We start from the raw sequence: 14,998 nt of genomic DNA, 5'->3' as shown, positions 1-14,998 counted from the left end.
CCGCGTGACCGAACACGAGCGCGGTTCCGCCACTGACGTCGACGTCAATGAGGCGATCGCGCAGGCGCACCGTCGCGAGTGGGCCAGGGTGCTCGCCGCGACGGTGCGTGTCGTGCGCGATCTCGACCTTGCCGAGGAGTGCGCGCAGGACGCGTACGCTCACGCGCTGCGCACCTGGGCCACCAGCGGTGTTCCCGCCCGGCCTGGCGCCTGGCTGACCACCGTCGCGCGCAACCGCGCGAAGGACCTGCTGCGGCGGGAGTCCGTGCTCCGATCGGCGCTGCCGTCGCTCGTCGTGGACGACGTCGTGGCCGGGCCGGAAGACTGTGACGATCCGCCGGTGGTCGACGACGACCGGCTACGCCTCATCTTCACCTGCTGCCACCCGGCGCTGTCCCGCGACGCGCAAGTGGCGCTGACCTTGAGGTTGGTGTGCGGCCTGTCCACGGCCGAGGTGGCCCGGGCGTTCCTGGTCCAGGAGTCCGCCATGGCGGCGCGGATCACGCGTGCCAAAAAGAAGATCAGCACGGCCCGGATCCCGTACCGGGTTCCCGCGCGTACCGATCTTCCCGAGCGGGTCAGTGCCGTCCTGGACGTGGTGCACCTGGTGTTCACCACCGGCCATACCGCACCTGTCGGTGCGCACCTCGTGCGCCAGGACCTGGTGGATGGTGCCATCCACCTCGCCCGCACGCTGTACCAGCTGTTGCGGGGCGACGTCCAGGTCGCCGGCCTGCTCGCGCTGATGCTGCTCACCGACGCGCGCCGGAACACCCGGCTGTCCCGCACCGGCCGCCTCGTCCTGCTCGCCGATCAGGACCGGACGCGGTGGGACACCCGGCAGATCGCTGAGGGCACCGCGCTGCTGGCGCAATCGCTGCGGCAGGCGCCTACGAGGTACGCCGTGCAGGCGGCCATCGCCGCCGTGCACGCCGAGGCGGCGACCTGGGAAGACACCGATTGGACGGAGATCGTCGGGCTGTACGACGTGCTGCGGGACCTGTGGCCGTCCCCCGTGGTCGAGTTGAATCGCGCCGTCGCGATCGGCTTCCGCGATGACCCTCGGGCCGGCCTCGCCGCTCTCGCCCCGCTGCTCGACGAACCGGTGCTGGCCACCTACGGCTACCTCAGCGCGGCCCGTGCCGACTTCCTGCGCCGGCTGGGGCGGTGGCAGGAGGCGATCGCGGCGTACGAGGAGGCCCTGGCCATGACCGACAACGACGTGGAACGCGCCTTCCTGACCGGACGGCTCAATGAGGTCCGCGCTCACCTGACCTGAGCGCAACCGTCGAGGCGCGCGCCGCCGTTCGGCGCTTGGTGCGCGCCCTGGCCGGCCACTGACCGCAGCGGATCTGCTGCCATCTCATGGCGCCGTCGCTCGGGCGAGCATTTCGCGGCTGCTCAGGCGACCGTTTCCCGGTCGTGCTGGCAGACCGAACAGCTTGTCAGCCCGGCCGCCTCTGCTGCGGCGAGCGTCATCGTCTCCACGCCGGACTCACCCGCACCCTTGATCAACGGGCAGGCGGTGCTGTGGTAACGGCGCGTGCCGACGATGACCTTCACCGTGCCGGGGCGCTCGCCCTTGGAAGCGGCGGCAGGCTCGTCGCCGCCCTTCGAACCCGCGGCCTCGGTCTTGGCCCCTGAGGTCTGCGATTGCGCGGGAGCACCGGTCCTGGGAGGGTCGGCCTTCGCACCCGCGCTGGACGCGCCTGGCCCGGCGCCCGTGCCGGACGGCCGTTCCTTCGAGGACCTGGCGAAGGCGGTGGACCCCGGGGGCAGCGGTCCCTTGGGCTTGGCCTCCGACTCGGCTGAGGAGGCGGGCCGCTCCAGCACCACTTCCTCCTCCGGCTGCGCGGGCCCGAACATCTTGGCGGCCCCGGAAAGACCCCCAGAAGGACGCTGAGACGATCCAGCAGACCCTCCCGGTGCCCCCGGACCCCCTGGGCGGGGAGGCGTCGCAGAAGAAGGCACACGCGGCTGTGGAGCCGTGGACGGCCCCGGGTCGTCGTCCTCGGCAGGACTCTGGGACCACACGGGCCTTCCATGTTGCCTGAGGTTGGCGACCGTCTCTCCTGGTCCACCCCCGGGCGCGTCAGGCTTGCCGGTGGACGGCGCCGGCTGGCCCGGGCGGCGGAGAGAAGGCTCGGTCACGCCCTCGGGCGCCGCGGCCTTGCCCGCGCCCGGTCCGGGGCGGTCCGCGGCAGGCCCGGTCTCGTCGGCGGGCGTGTCGCCCTTGCCTGTGGACGGGCCGCCCTTGGCGGCAGGAGTCCCTGTCTTGCCGGCGGAGGATGTGTCGGACTTATCAGCGGGAGTCCGGGCGTCGCCAGCGGGCCGGGAGGGCCCGGCACCAGGCGTGGAAGGCGCGCTGCCGGATGCGGGTGATGTGCCGGACGCCTGTGACGGCTCGCCGGACGATGGGCGGCTCGTCGCGCCCGAAGATGGCGACTCGGACCTGAGCGCGTTCGGCGGCGGCCGGAAAATGGAGGTCTGCGTCTCCGCCTGCTCGTCCTCGGATTCCGAAGGGGCGGCGGAGGAGTGGGCCTGGCCGGCGGATGCAGCGGCCGGCCTGCCGAACCACCCGGCGGCGCCTTCCTCGTGGGTGGCGGCGGGCTCCGGGCTGGGGGTGGAAGCCTTCGTGTCGGGCTTCGGCGGAGCGACCGGCGGACGCAGATCGCGAGTCTCCCCGGCGGTCTCGGCCCGGCTCTCCGCGGCGGTCTGGGCCCGGCTCTCCGCGGCGAACGCGGAGGGCGGCGCCGCAGCGGGCTCGGGGTCGGCGGCAGGCGGCAGCTGCCGTCCACCGAGCGCTGCGTCAGGAAGGCACGTCGTGCAGGGCGTGAAGCCCTCCTCGCGTGCCTCCTCGTGAGTGAGCTCCTCGTGCTCCCGCCCGGCCAGCTGGCGGCAGCCGACCACGTGGTAGCGCTTGCGTCCGGGGATCACCAGCACGATCGCGTCCGGCGCGAGGCCGCCTGCCGGGGGGCGGCGCGGGGCGGTGGCCGGCACGGTCACCGTCCGCTGCGGCGGTTGCGGACGCGGCTGCTGAGGGGGCGGCTGGTGAGCCACAGGACCGGTCTGGTTGTACGGCAAGCCGGGCGGCAGGAGCCCTGCCGGAGGGGTGGCCGGCGCAGCGGCCTGCCCACCACCGGGGAAAAGCTCGTGACGCCGCAGGAAGGCCCCGATCACCAGGAACAGCGCGGACAGCACGCTGACCACGATGGACCACATGATCAGGAACGGCTTCGCCAGTACGAAGCCCGCGATCAGCAGCACGACTGCCGCGAGCACCAAACCAGCACTGATAAGGATCACAGAGGGCTCTTTCGAGTGACAGGTCCTATTCTCACTGGCTCGGGAGCTCCGCTCCCTTCGCCGTGACCCGTTACTTTACCGGCGGTCGTTGTGCGAACCGTCACCGCCGGGGAAGGCGCCCTGCGGGCCCTCGCCGCCGAACGGGTTGGGGTTGCCGGGAAGAGGCTGCTGACCACCCTGCACAGCGTGCGACATGGCGGGAGCCTGACCCTGCGGACCACCGGTCATGACGGGGAACCCACCGCTGCCCTCGGCCGAGACGTTGAGCTCGGCGAGCTGGTTTTCCAGGTAGAGCTTGAGCCGGCTGCGGTATTCACGCTCGAAGCTGCGCAGCTCCTCGACCTTGCGCTCGAGCTCGTCGCGGGTCTGCACCAGCGAGCCCATCGCCTGGCGGTGACGCTCCTGCGCGTCGCGCTCGAGCGTCTCGGCGCGGGCGCGCGCGTCGCCGATGACCTGCTCGGCCTGGCGGCGGGCCTTGGTGAGGATCTCGTCGGCCTCGCGGCGGGCGCGGGTCACCGTCTCGTCCGCCTCCCGGCGGGCGTCGGCGATCGCCTGGTCGGCGGTCTGCTGGGCAAGCGCGAGCACGCGGGCCGCGGTGTCCATGTTGTCCTCGGCGGGAGGCATGCTCATGGCCACGGGGACCGGCTGCTGCACCGGCGGCGGCTCGGGGGCCCGCATGGGCTCCGGCTGCGGCGGCGCCATCATCTCGGGCTTGGGCTGCTCTTGAACCGGAGCCGAGGCCATGGGCATGTTCATGCCGCCCGGCACCTTCCCGCGCAGGCACTCGGCCAGTTTCGCGCGAAGCTCCTCGTTTTCTTGGATCAGGCGGTCGAGCTCAGCCTCCACCTCGTCGAGGAAGGCGTCGACCTCTTCCTCGTCGTAGCCCGGCCGCAGCCGGGTGGTACTGAACTGCTTGTTCCGCACATCAGCGGGCGTCAGCGGCATTTTTTGGTCTCCTTGGCGCGCTTGGGGAGTCTGTCCGGAGGGACGGTAACCCGAATCACTTCAGCGCGGACACGAGTTGGATCACGACCGGCGCCACACCGGCCCCGTCATCGCAGCGCCCCCGCGATCTGAATCAAGATCAGGACGACGATGAACAGGACAGTGAAGCTTAGGTCAAAGGCCACCGTACCCAACCGGAGCGGCGGAATGAAACGGCGGAGGAACTTGAGTGGTGGGTCGGTTGCGGTGTATGTGGCCTCGGCGACCACCAGGACGACGCCCGACGGGCGCCACTGGCGGGCGAAGGCCTGCACCGTCTCAAAGATCATCCTGCCGATGAGCAGCACCAAGTAGAGAGACAGGACAACGACCAAGATCTGACCTATGATCCCCACGGCCCGGCCGCGCCTCCACTTCTGATGAGCCCGTCCGGTCTCGGCGAGACCGGGTTGGGTGCGATAGACATACAGAGACTCTAACTCTGATTGAAGAACCCGCGTTCCGCGATTCGGGCCTTGTCCTCGGCAGTCACCTCGACATTGGCAGGGGACAACAGGAACACCTTGTTGGTAACACGTTCAATGCTGCCGTGTAGGCCAAAGACAAGACCTGCCGCGAAATCGACGAGCCGTTTTGCGTCACTGTCAACCATCTCGGTCAGATTCATGATGACCGGAGTGCCGTCGCGGAAGTGCTCGCCGATGGTGCGCGCCTCGTTGTAGGTCCGCGGATGGAGGGTCGTGATCCGGGCCAGGTCCGTCGTGCGGCGCTCTAGGATCGTCGTGGCGGGTCTGGGCGCGGGGACCCCGGCGTCGGGCTCGTCGTCGCGGTCCTGGACCGCCACGGCCCGCTCCTCGCCGGTCCGCTGCGCCTCGTCCTCGTAGGCGTAATCGTCCGGGTAGGTCTCATACCTCTCGTAGCGGTCGTCCTCCACGAGACCGAGGTAGACCGCCATCTTGCGCATCGCGCCGGCCATCGCTACGTCGTCCTCCTGCTCATGGTCGCCCTCGCTCGGGACCCTTCGCCGGGCTCCGAGGCGGTAGCCGTACCCCCTTGGAGCTCACCGCCGATCGACCTCTACCTGATCATGGACCTGAAGACCCACTTGAGGGGACATTACCTGACGAAGGGCTTGCGGCGGCCGAGCAACGCCGTACCGACCCGCACGTGTGTCGCGCCGTAGGCGATCGCCTCCACGAGGTCCTCGCTCATCCCCGCGGAGACCATCGTGGCGCGGTGGTGCTGCTCCTGCACCCGGGTGGCGATGTCACGCAGCCTGGCGAACGCCTTGGCGGGCTCCTCGCCCAGCGGCGCCACCGCCATGACGCCGCCCAGCCACACGCCCTCGGCGAGCGCCACCTCGTCGGCGAGCTCGAGCACGTCGGCGGGCCGTGCCCCGCCCCTGGCCGGGTCGTCGTCGAGCGCGACCTGCACCAGGCACCCGACGTTGCGGCCCTGGCGCACCGCCTCCCTGCTGATCGCCTCCACCAGCCTGAGGCGATCCACGGAGTGCACCACGTCGGCGTACCCGACGACGGAGCGGACCTTGTTGGTCTGGAGCTGGCCCACGAAGTGCCAGGTCAGCGAGAGCTCGGCGAGTTCGGCGGCCTTGGACGCGGCCTCCTGGTCGCGGTTTTCGCCGATGTCGCGCACGCCCAGCTCGGCCAGGATGCGCACGTCCTCGGCCGGCCGGGTCTTGGTGACGGCGATCAGCGTGACCTCGCCGCGGTCGCGGCCCACCGCCCGGCAGGCCGCCGCGATGCGTGCGTCGACCTCGGCGAGCCCGGCCGCGATCTCATCCCTTCTCACGTGAGTCTCCCTCCCGATTCGGCTCTCGCAGCACATGAGCGCGCCGCTCCCGTATCCCTGGGGGAGCGGCGTCGGGTCTCCGTGCTACTTGAGGAAGTCGGGAACGTCGAGTTCCTCTTCCTGTTCCTCGAAGATCACGCGCGGACGTTTGGCGGGCTCCGACATGCGGGAGGTGATGGGCGTGGGCGGGTTGGCGGGCTCGGGCGCGGGCCGCGGGATCGAGACCGGGCCGGACGGCCCGTCGGCCGGCGGCTCGTCGTCGTCCTGCTCGGCGACCGCCTGCACCGGCTCCATGGGGCGCACGGGCTCGGGACGCGGCTCGGGCCTGAACTCACTCCTGGGCTCGGGGCGGAAGTCCGCACGAGCCTCAGGACGGGGCTCGGGACGTGGCTCCGGCCTGAAGTCGGGCCGGGGCTCCGAACGCACCTCAGCGCGCGGCTCAGGGCGCAGCGGGGGCGGCTCGGACTTCACGCTGGGCGACGACACGCTCGGGCGTACGGGCGAGGACACCGGCGGCGCGGGAGGCTGCGACGCGGCGGGGCGGCCGGCCGGCCGCGGCAGCTGCTTCTCGGCCGGACCCGGCACGTCGTCGAAGCCGGCCGCGATCACCGTCACGCGCACCTCGTCGCCGAGCGCGTCGTCGATGACCGTGCCGAAAATGATGTTGGCATCGGGCGCGGCGGCCATGGACACGAGCTGGGCCGCCTCGTTGATCTCGAACAGGCCCAGGTCCGAGCCGCCCGCGATGGACAGCAGCACGCCGTGCGCGCCGTCGATGCTGGCCTCCAGCAGAGGGCTGGAGACCGCCATCTCGGCGGCCGCCACCGAGCGGTCGTCGCCGCGGGCGTGGCCGATGCCCATGAGCGCCGAGCCGGCGCCGGACATGACCGACTTGACGTCGGCGAAGTCCAGGTTGATCAGACCCGGGGTGGTGATGAGGTCGGTGATGCCCTGCACACCGGACAGCAGCACCTGGTCGGCCGCCTTGAAGGCGTCGAGCACGCTCACCTGCCGGTCGGAGATCGACAGCAGCCGGTCGTTGGGGATCACGATCAGCGTGTCGACCTCGTCGCGCAGCGTCTCGATGCCGGCCTCGGCCTGCATGGCCCTGCGGCGGCCCTCAAAGCTGAACGGCCTGGTCACGACCCCTATGGTGAGGGCGCCGAGCGACCTGGCGATGTTGGCCACCACGGGCGCGCCGCCGGTGCCGGTGCCGCCACCCTCGCCCGCCGTGACGAAGACCATGTCGGCCCCCTTGAGGACCTCCTCGATCTCCTCGCGATGATCCTCGGCCGCCTTGCGCCCGACGTCGGGATTGGCGCCCGCGCCGAGTCCGCGCGTGAGCTCGCGGCCCACGTCGAGTTTCACATCGGCGTCACTCATCAGCAGCGCCTGGGCGTCGGTGTTGATGGCGATGAACTCGACGCCCTTGAGTCCCTCCTCGATCATCCGGTTGACGGCGTTGACTCCGCCGCCGCCGATGCCGACGACCTTGATGACCGCGAGGTAGTTCTGCGGTGCTGCCACGACGAGGGGCCTTTCCGCTCGTTGACTTGCCATTTCGGTGCGGATTGTCTCCGCTTTTGTCAGTTCGAGTAACTCTCAACCTCAGGTTGAGATTTAGATTTATGTCAACCTGATGATTGATACGGACAGTAGGAGCCCCCTACCTGGCGGGTCAACTAACCGCGCCGCAAGCACGTCCGGCGTGTCGCGGGCTGTCCGTTTCGCTCCGAAGTCGCGCCTGGTCGGAGCTCTCCTCTGCCCAACCACCGACTTTAGGCTCTCACGCCGCGACCCCCACCTCGCACAGGCTCGGCCATGCCCTTGCCGCGGACTTGCCAGACCCTGACAACTCTTGATCACTTCAGGGTCACCACGTCCGGGGAGCTGACGTCGTACACCGTGGCCTTTTCTCGTTTGAGAAGCGAGGCCAGGATGCGGCCCTTTTCCTCGGGACGGTCCGGGCCGCCCCACACGACGGAACGCCCGTCGGACAGCTCCAGAGTCACCCCTTCGGCCGTTCCCGCGCGCACCTGCCTGACCTTCGGGGCCACCTCGTCCGGGACCGCCTCGATGACCTGCAGCGCCGCCATCAAAGCCGGGTCGCCCGCGGCGGGGCGGTCCACCTTGAGCAGCGGCAGCAGCGGCGGGGCGGCGGAGGCCACCTCGATCACCACGGCCTGCTTGTCCACGACGGCGAACCTGCCGCCGGCGGGGATGACGGCGACGGGCTCCCGCTCGACCACCTCGATCTTGAGCGTGCCCGGCCAGACCCGGTCGACCTTCGCGCCGGCGAGCTGCCTGATGCCCAGCACGCGGCTCTGGACGCCGGCGAGGTCGACCGTGGCGAGCGGGTGGAGGTCCGCCACCCCGGCCTGCTGTTTGATCCGCTCGCTGGGCACTGTGAGATTTCCCACGATCTCGATCGAGCGCACGCCCAGCACGGGCGAGAAGAACACCAGCCATGCGGCCGTGCCCACCACCCCCGCAGTCAGCAGCACCAGGAACGCCGTCCGCGCCTTCATCGCCCTCCTGCCGTGTCGGCACCGAACCTACTCCCGAGTACGGCGTGACGCCGCGCGCCACGCCGGGATGCAGGCGGGGCCCACGGCGTCTTCCAGCCGCCGGTTCCGGCGCCCTGGAGTGACTCCCGGGCCCCCGCCGGCCCGGGCGGTGGGATGAGGTCTCAGGACAGCTGGGCGACGATCTGCGGGCCGAGCTCCGTGACGTCGCCCGCCCCCATCGTGAGCACGATGTCGCCGGGCCGGGCCCGCTCGGCCACCAGCGCCGGCACCGCGGCCCGGTCCGGGGCGTACGCCACTCGCTCGGCCGGCAGCGGCACCCGCGAGGCCACCATCGCGCCGGACACCCCGGGCTCGGGATCCTCCCTGGCGCCGTAGACGTCGAGCACGATGGCCTCGTCGGCGAGCCCGAGCGCCGCGCCGAACTCCTCGGCGAAGAACCGGGTGCGCGAGTAGAGATGCGGCTGGAAGATCGCGATGACCCGCCCGGTGCCGGAGTAGGAGGCGACCACGTCGCGGGCGGCCCGAAGATCGGCGGCCAACTCTGTCGGATGATGGGCGTAGCTGTCGAACACGGCGACCCCACCGGACTCGCCCTTGGCCTCGAAACGCCGCTTGGCCCCTGTGAAGGCCCCCAGCCCCTCTCTGATCTCCTCGAAGGGCAGCCCCAGCTCGTCGGCCACGGCCAGCGCCGCGGCGGCGTTGAGCGCGTTGTGCGCCCCGGGAACGGCCAGCCGCACGACGCCCCGGCCCTCGATCTCGAACACGGTCCCGAACCCGTCGGGCCGGATGCCGCTCACGCGGTAGTCCTCGCCCTCGACGCCGTAGGTCTTGACCCGCAGCCCCCGCTCCCGCGCCATGCGGGCCACCTCCGCCGCGCCGGGGTCGTCGGCGCAGGCGATGAGCAGCGAGCCGACCCGGTCGGCGAACCTGGCGAAGCTGTCGTGCACAGCCCGCGGGTCGCCGTAGTTGTCCAGATGGTCGGCCTCGACGTTGGTCACCACCGCGATGTCGGGCGCCAGCATGAGGAACGACCCGTCGCTCTCGTCGGCCTCGGCCACGAACACCGTGCCCTGCCCGTCGTCGGCGCCGAGCCCGGTGGTGACGAGCTGGCCGCCCACGCAGTAGGACGGGTCGGCGCCGCACTTCTGCAGCGCCACGGTCAGCATCGAGGTCGTGGTGGTCTTTCCGTGGGTGCCCGCGATGGCCACGGCGGTGCGCCCGGCCATCACCGAGGCCAGCGCGGCCGCCCGTGGGATGATCCGCAGCCCTTGCTTGAGCGCCTCGCCCAGCTCCGGGTTGGAGTCGCGGATGGCGGTCGAGACGACCACGGTGTCGACGTCCCTGATGTGGGAGGCGGCGTGGCCGATGTGCACGGTCGCGCCCAGCTCGCGCAGCTCGGTGACCAGCTCGGAGCTGCGCGCGTCGCTGCCCGACACGCGCACGCCCCGCTTGAGCAGGATGCGGGCGATGCCGGACATGCCCGCGCCACCGATACCGATGAAGTGCACGCGTCCCAGATCTTCGACGCGGACGGGATCGACCAGCTTGACGAGACTCATCGGGCTATCTCCAACACTTTCCTGGCAAGCATGATATCGGCGTCCTTGCGCCCCAGCCGGGAGGCGGCCTCCGACATGGCGGCGACCCGCTCGGGGTCGTGGAGCATGGGCAGCACGTTCTGGATGATCCAATCGGGTGACAGGCCGGCGTCGTCGACCATCAGGCCGCCGCCGCCCCGGGCGATGCGCTCGGCGTTGATGCGCTGCTCGCCGTTGCCGTGCGGCAGCGGCACGTAGGCCGCCGGCAGCCCGACCGCGGTCAGCTCGGCGCACGTCAGCGCCCCGCTGCGGCACAGCGCCACGTCGGCGGCCGCGTAGGCGAGGTCCATGCGGTCGACGTAGGGCAGCAGCACGTATTGCGGGTCACCGGGCGGCGGCTCGCGCTCCACGGTGTTCTTCGGGCCGAGCACGTGCAGCACCTGCACGCCCGCCCGGCGCAGGACCGGCGCGGCGGCCAGCGCGGCCTGGTTGAGCGACCTGGCCCCCTGCGAGCCGCCGAACACCAGCAGCGTGGGCCGGTCGTTCTCCAGGCCGAACCAGGAGCGGGCCTTGTCGCCCATCGACAGCCGGTCGAGGCCGACGATCTCGCGGCGCAGCGGGGTGCCGATGAACTCGGCCTTGGGCAGCGCGGCGTCGGGAAAGCCGGTGAACACGTGCTCGGTGAGCCGGGCGCCCAGCCGGTTGGCGAGGCCGGGCCGCGGGTTGGCCTCGTGGACGACGATCGGCAGGCCACGCCGCTTGGCGGCCAGGTAGGCTGGAGTTGCGACATAACCGCCGAAGCCGACCAGCACGTCGGCCTTGACGCGGTCGAGTATGCCGGCCGTGGCGTTGATCGCGCCTGCGAGCCTGCCAGGGACAGTGAGCAGGCTCGGGGTGATCGCCCTTGGAAGCGGCACGGCCGGCACCAGCTCCAGCTCATAGCCCCTGGCCGGCACGAGCCGCGTCTCCAAGCCGCGCTCGGTGCCCACACAGGTGATGCCGATGCTGGGGTCTAGACGGCGCAGCGCGTCCGCAAGGGCGAGCGCGGGCTCGATGTGCCCGGCCGTCCCGCCACCGGCGAGGACCACCCTCATCTCGGTCACTCCCTAACGTGTCACTCGGCGTCTGGTCGTACCTCCCAGGCCAAGCCAGCTTAGGGCCCGGGCGGCGGGTCCGGGGCCACGGGCCGCCAAGGCCTCCTTCGCGCCCGGCTCGCGTTTGGCGAACGACACCAGCATGCCGAGCGCCGCGAGCGTGGGCAGCAGCGCGGATCCGCCGTAGGAGACCAGTGGGAGGGGGATGCCGGTAATCGGCAGCACGCCGAGCACCGCGCCCATGTTGACGGTGGCCTGCCCCACGATCCAGGCCACCATGGCGGCGGCCGCCAGCCTGACGAAGGGGTCATTGACCCGCACCGCGACCCGCAACCCCGCATAGCCCAGCAGCCCGAACAGCGCCACCACCATCAGCGTGCCCATCAGCCCGAGCTCCTCACCGACGATGGCGAAGATGAAGTCGCTCTCGCCGTGCGGCAGCCAGCTCCACTTCTGCCGGCTGCTGCCCAGCCCGAGCCCGAACCAGCTGCCCGAGCCCATCGCGATCTGCCCCTGCACGGCCTGGTAGCCGGCGCCCTGCGCGTCGGCCCACGGGTCGAGGAAGGCGCCGATGCGCGCCATCCGGTACGGCTCCACCTTGATCATGATGATCGCGGCCAGCATCGCCAGAGCCATGAGGCCGCCGAACAGCTTGACCGGCGCCCCCACCACCCACAGCAGCGCCAGGAAGATCATGAACAGCACCAGCGTGGTGCCCAGGTCGCGGCCCAGCATGACGAGCACCGCCAGGAGCACGGTGCCCGGCATGAGCGGGATCAGCATCTGCCGCCACTCGATCCGGCCCAGCCGCGCCCGCCTGGCCAGCAGGTCGGCGCCCCACAGCACGAGCCCGAGCTTGGCCGGCTCGGACGGCTGGATGGTCAGCCCGCCGGGCAGGTAGATCCACCTCTGCGCGCCCAGCTCGGACGAGCCGATGAAGAGCACCATGACCAGCGCGATGATCGACAGCGCCATCAGCGGGTAGCCGGCCCAGCGGAAGAACTTGGCCGGCAGGCGCGCGCAGGCGTACATGAGGGGCACGCCGACCGCGGCCGACAGCGACTGCTTGATGAACCACGAGAACGGGCTGCCGGTCTTCTGCAGCGCCTCGATGCTGGAGGCCGACAACACCATCATCAGCCCGAGCGCCAGCAGCAGCGCGCTGCACATGATGATGAGGTAGTAGGTGGTCAGCGGTTTCTCGAGCAGCTCCTTCAGCGCGGCCAGCTGCTCGCGGAGCGGGCTGCCGGACCTCGGCGCGGCGCCCGGCTTCTCCTCAGCGGTCGTGCTCACGTCGCCGCCTCAGCTCGTGTACGGCACGCGCGAAGGCCTCCCCTCGCGCGGGATAGCCGGCGAACATGTCCAGGGAGGCCGCCGACGGGGAGAGCAGCACGGTGTCGCCCGGCGAGGCCAGGCGGGCGGCTTCGATGACGACTCTGTCCATCGCACCAGTGTCCCGATCAGCGATGTCCACGACGGGGACATTCGGGGCGTGTCGCGCGACGGCTTCGGCGATCATGGCTCGATCGACGCCGAGCAGCACCGCGCCGCGCAGCCGGGGAGCGGCCTGGCGTACGAGATCGTCGACGTCGGCGCCCTTGAGCTGGCCGCCCGCCACCCACACGATCGACGGGTACGAGGCCAGCGCCGCGGCGGCGGCGTGCGGGTTGGTGGCCTTGGAGTCGTCGACGTAGTCCACGTCGCCGATCCTGTCGACGTGCGACAGGCGGTGCGGGTCGGGCGTGAAGTCCCGCAGGCCGCGCGCCACCGCCTCGGACGGGACGCCGAGTGAGCGGGCCAGGGCGGCGGCGGCCAGGGCGTTGGCCACGTTGTGCGGCGCGAACGGCCGCACGTCCTCCAGCGTCGCCAGCTCCTCGGCCGCCTCCACCGGGTCGGCCACGAACGCCCGGTCCACCAGCAGGTCCTCCACGACACCGACCTCGCCGCGCTTGGGCACCCTGAGGGTGAACCCGACGGCCCCCGGGTAGGGCGCGGCCAGCCGGGTCGCCTCGGGGTCGTCGGCGTTGAAGATCACGGTGCCGGCGCGCTCGTAGATACGGCCCTTGGCGGCGGCGTACGCCTCCAGGGAGCCGTGCCAGTCGAGGTGGTCGGGCGCGATGTTCAAGATGGCCGCGGCGTGCGGGGCAAGCGTGCTCGACCAGTGCAGCTGGAAGCTGGACAACTCGACGGCCAGCACGTCGTACGGCTCGCCGACGGCGCGTACGACCGGCACGCCCACGTTGCCCACGGCCAGGGCCTTGTGGCCGGCGGCGAGCAGGATGGAGGTGAGCATGCGCACGGCGGTGGTCTTGCCGTTGGTGCCGGTCAGCGCCAGCCACGTGGCCGCCTGGGCCGGGCGCAGCCGCCAGGCCAGCTCCACCTCGCCCACGACCTCGACCCCGGCCTTCGTCGCCGCGGCGATGAGCGGGTGGTGCGGCGCCCAGCCCGTGGTGACGAGCCGGGTGGCGCCCTCCGGCAGCGCCATCTCCCCGAACCGGGTCTCGACGCCGAGCCTGGCCAGCTCGGCCGCGGCGGCGAGCTGCGGCTCCCCCGCCTTGGCCTCCACGACCACGACGTGCTCGCCGCGCTCGGCCAGCACCCTCGCCACGGCGGTGCCGGAGACGCCGAGCCCGGCGACGCAGGTCATGCTCATGGCTTGGGCATCCATTCGACATAGAACAGGCCGAGCCCGAGCGCCGCGCACAACATCGCGATCAGCCAGAAGCGGACCACGATCGTGGTCTCCGCCCAGCCCTTCAGCTCGAAGTGGTGCTGCAGCGGCGCCATCCTGAACACCCGTTTGCGGGTCATCTTGAAGAACCCGACCTGGATGATCACGGACAGCGTGATGATCACGCACAGCCCGGCGAGGATGATCAGCAGCAGCTGGGTACGGGTGGCGATGGCCAGTCCGGCCAGCACGCCACCGAGCGCCAGCGAGCCGGTGTCGCCCATGAAGATCCGGGCGGGCGGGGCGTTCCACCACAGAAAACCGATGAGCGCCCCGAGCACGGCGGCCGCCACCACGGCCAGGTCGAGCGGATCGCGCACCCAGTAGCAGTTGGGCCCGAGCTGGTCGATGCAGTTGTTGCGCAGCTGCCAGTTGCCGATCAGCACGTACGCGCCCAGCACCACCCCGGACGCGCCGCTGGCCAGGCCGTCGAGGCCGTCGGTGAGGTTCACCGCGTTGGAGAACCCGACGATCATGATGAGGACCCAGATGGTGAAGCCGACGATGCCGATCGACGGGCCGATGTCACGCAGGAACGACACGCGGGTCTCGGCGGGGGTGATGCCGTAGACGTTGGGGTTGCGTACGACGAGGACGGCGAAGATGGCGCCGACGACGAGCTGGCCGAGCGCCTTGGCGCCGCTGCGGAGGCCGAGGCTGCGCTGTTTGTAGATCTTGATGAAGTCGTCGAGGAACCCGACCGCGCCGAGCCCCGTCATGAGAAACAGCACGAGCATGCCCGACACGGTCGGCGCGCTGAGCGTGGCGAAATGGGAGGCCGCGTAGGCGAACAGGGCGGCCAGCACGAACACCGTGCCGCCCATGGTGGGGGTGCCCCGCTTGCCGTGGTGGGCCTGAACGCCCTCCTCGCGGATCTGCTGGCCGTAGCCGCGCCGCGAGAACAGCCTGATCGCCAGCGGGGTGCCCAGCATCGAGATGATCAAACCCACCGCGCCGGCGATGACGATGTTGATCACTGGGCGGCACCTCCGAGCAGGAGCTCGGCCGTCCGCTCCAGGCCCATCGCCCGCGGACCCTTGATCAGCA

General features: G+C 71.1%; 13 protein-coding genes. 1 reads left to right on the top strand and 12 read right to left on the bottom strand.

Going from position 1 to position 14,998, the window contains the following annotated elements; genetic code table 11:
- Positions 1-4 precede the first annotated feature (4 nt).
- Positions 5-1,279: an RNA polymerase sigma factor gene (locus tag Q9G87_RS30960; protein WP_305920035.1), complete on the top strand. Its 1,275-nt coding sequence runs from the start codon at positions 5-7 to the stop codon at positions 1,277-1,279.
- 122 nt (positions 1,280-1,401) lie between these two features.
- Here Q9G87_RS30960 and Q9G87_RS30955 read toward each other — a convergent pair whose 3' ends face one another.
- The 12 genes from Q9G87_RS30955 to mraY form a co-directional block, all read right to left on the bottom strand.
- Positions 1,402-3,306: a hypothetical protein gene (locus Q9G87_RS30955; RefSeq protein ID WP_305920034.1), complete on the bottom strand. Its 1,905-nt coding sequence runs from the start codon at positions 3,304-3,306 to the stop codon at positions 1,402-1,404.
- 75 nt (positions 3,307-3,381) lie between these two features.
- Positions 3,382-4,251 (bottom strand): DivIVA domain-containing protein, encoded by an 870-nt coding sequence (locus tag Q9G87_RS30950; protein WP_305920033.1) that lies wholly within the window; start codon positions 4,249-4,251, stop codon positions 3,382-3,384.
- Positions 4,252-4,358: 107 nt separating this feature from the next.
- Positions 4,359-4,646 (bottom strand): YggT family protein, encoded by a 288-nt coding sequence (locus Q9G87_RS30945; protein ID WP_305920032.1) that lies wholly within the window; start codon positions 4,644-4,646, stop codon positions 4,359-4,361.
- A gap of 80 nt (positions 4,647-4,726) precedes the next feature.
- Positions 4,727-5,227 carry a cell division protein SepF gene (locus Q9G87_RS30940; protein WP_305920031.1) on the bottom strand — a complete coding sequence of 167 codons (501 nt, stop codon included), beginning with the start codon at positions 5,225-5,227 and terminating at the stop codon, positions 4,727-4,729.
- Positions 5,228-5,367: 140 nt separating this feature from the next.
- Positions 5,368-6,096, bottom strand: a complete 729-nt coding sequence (locus Q9G87_RS30935; RefSeq protein WP_305920030.1) for a YggS family pyridoxal phosphate-dependent enzyme — start codon at positions 6,094-6,096, stop codon at positions 5,368-5,370.
- 48 nt (positions 6,097-6,144) lie between these two features.
- Complete coding sequence (gene ftsZ, locus Q9G87_RS30930) at positions 6,145-7,587, bottom strand: cell division protein FtsZ (RefSeq protein ID WP_305920029.1); 1,443 nt, start codon at positions 7,585-7,587, stop codon at positions 6,145-6,147.
- A 335-nt stretch (positions 7,588-7,922) separates the two neighbouring features.
- Positions 7,923-8,588 carry a cell division protein FtsQ/DivIB gene (locus tag Q9G87_RS30925; RefSeq protein WP_305920028.1) on the bottom strand — a complete coding sequence of 222 codons (666 nt, stop codon included), beginning with the start codon at positions 8,586-8,588 and terminating at the stop codon, positions 7,923-7,925.
- A 161-nt stretch (positions 8,589-8,749) separates the two neighbouring features.
- A complete protein-coding gene (murC, locus tag Q9G87_RS30920) occupies positions 8,750-10,147 on the bottom strand; it encodes a UDP-N-acetylmuramate--L-alanine ligase (protein WP_305920027.1) in 1,398 nt (465 codons plus the stop codon).
- Positions 10,144-11,220: an undecaprenyldiphospho-muramoylpentapeptide beta-N-acetylglucosaminyltransferase gene (gene murG, locus Q9G87_RS30915; RefSeq protein WP_305920026.1), complete on the bottom strand. Its 1,077-nt coding sequence runs from the start codon at positions 11,218-11,220 to the stop codon at positions 10,144-10,146. The genes murC and murG overlap by 4 nt, the downstream gene beginning before the upstream one ends.
- 12 nt (positions 11,221-11,232) lie before the next feature.
- Positions 11,233-12,513, bottom strand: a complete 1,281-nt coding sequence (gene ftsW, locus Q9G87_RS30910) for a putative lipid II flippase FtsW (protein WP_305920025.1) — start codon at positions 12,511-12,513, stop codon at positions 11,233-11,235.
- Positions 12,497-13,873 (bottom strand): UDP-N-acetylmuramoyl-L-alanine--D-glutamate ligase, encoded by a 1,377-nt coding sequence (murD, locus tag Q9G87_RS30905; RefSeq protein ID WP_305920024.1) that lies wholly within the window; start codon positions 13,871-13,873, stop codon positions 12,497-12,499. The genes ftsW and murD overlap by 17 nt, the downstream gene beginning before the upstream one ends.
- Positions 13,870-14,928, bottom strand: coding sequence for a phospho-N-acetylmuramoyl-pentapeptide-transferase (gene mraY, locus Q9G87_RS30900; protein WP_305920023.1), 1,059 nt, complete (start codon positions 14,926-14,928; stop codon positions 13,870-13,872). Before mraY ends, murD begins: the two co-directional genes overlap by 4 nt.
- Between the last annotated feature and the right edge of the window lie 70 nt (positions 14,929-14,998).

This window comes from Nonomuraea turcica (assembly GCF_030718205.1).
Classification (GTDB): Bacteria; Actinomycetota; Actinomycetes; order Streptosporangiales; family Streptosporangiaceae; genus Nonomuraea.
Note: the sequence above shows the minus strand (reverse complement) of the source record. Positions and strands in the feature narration are given on the sequence as shown.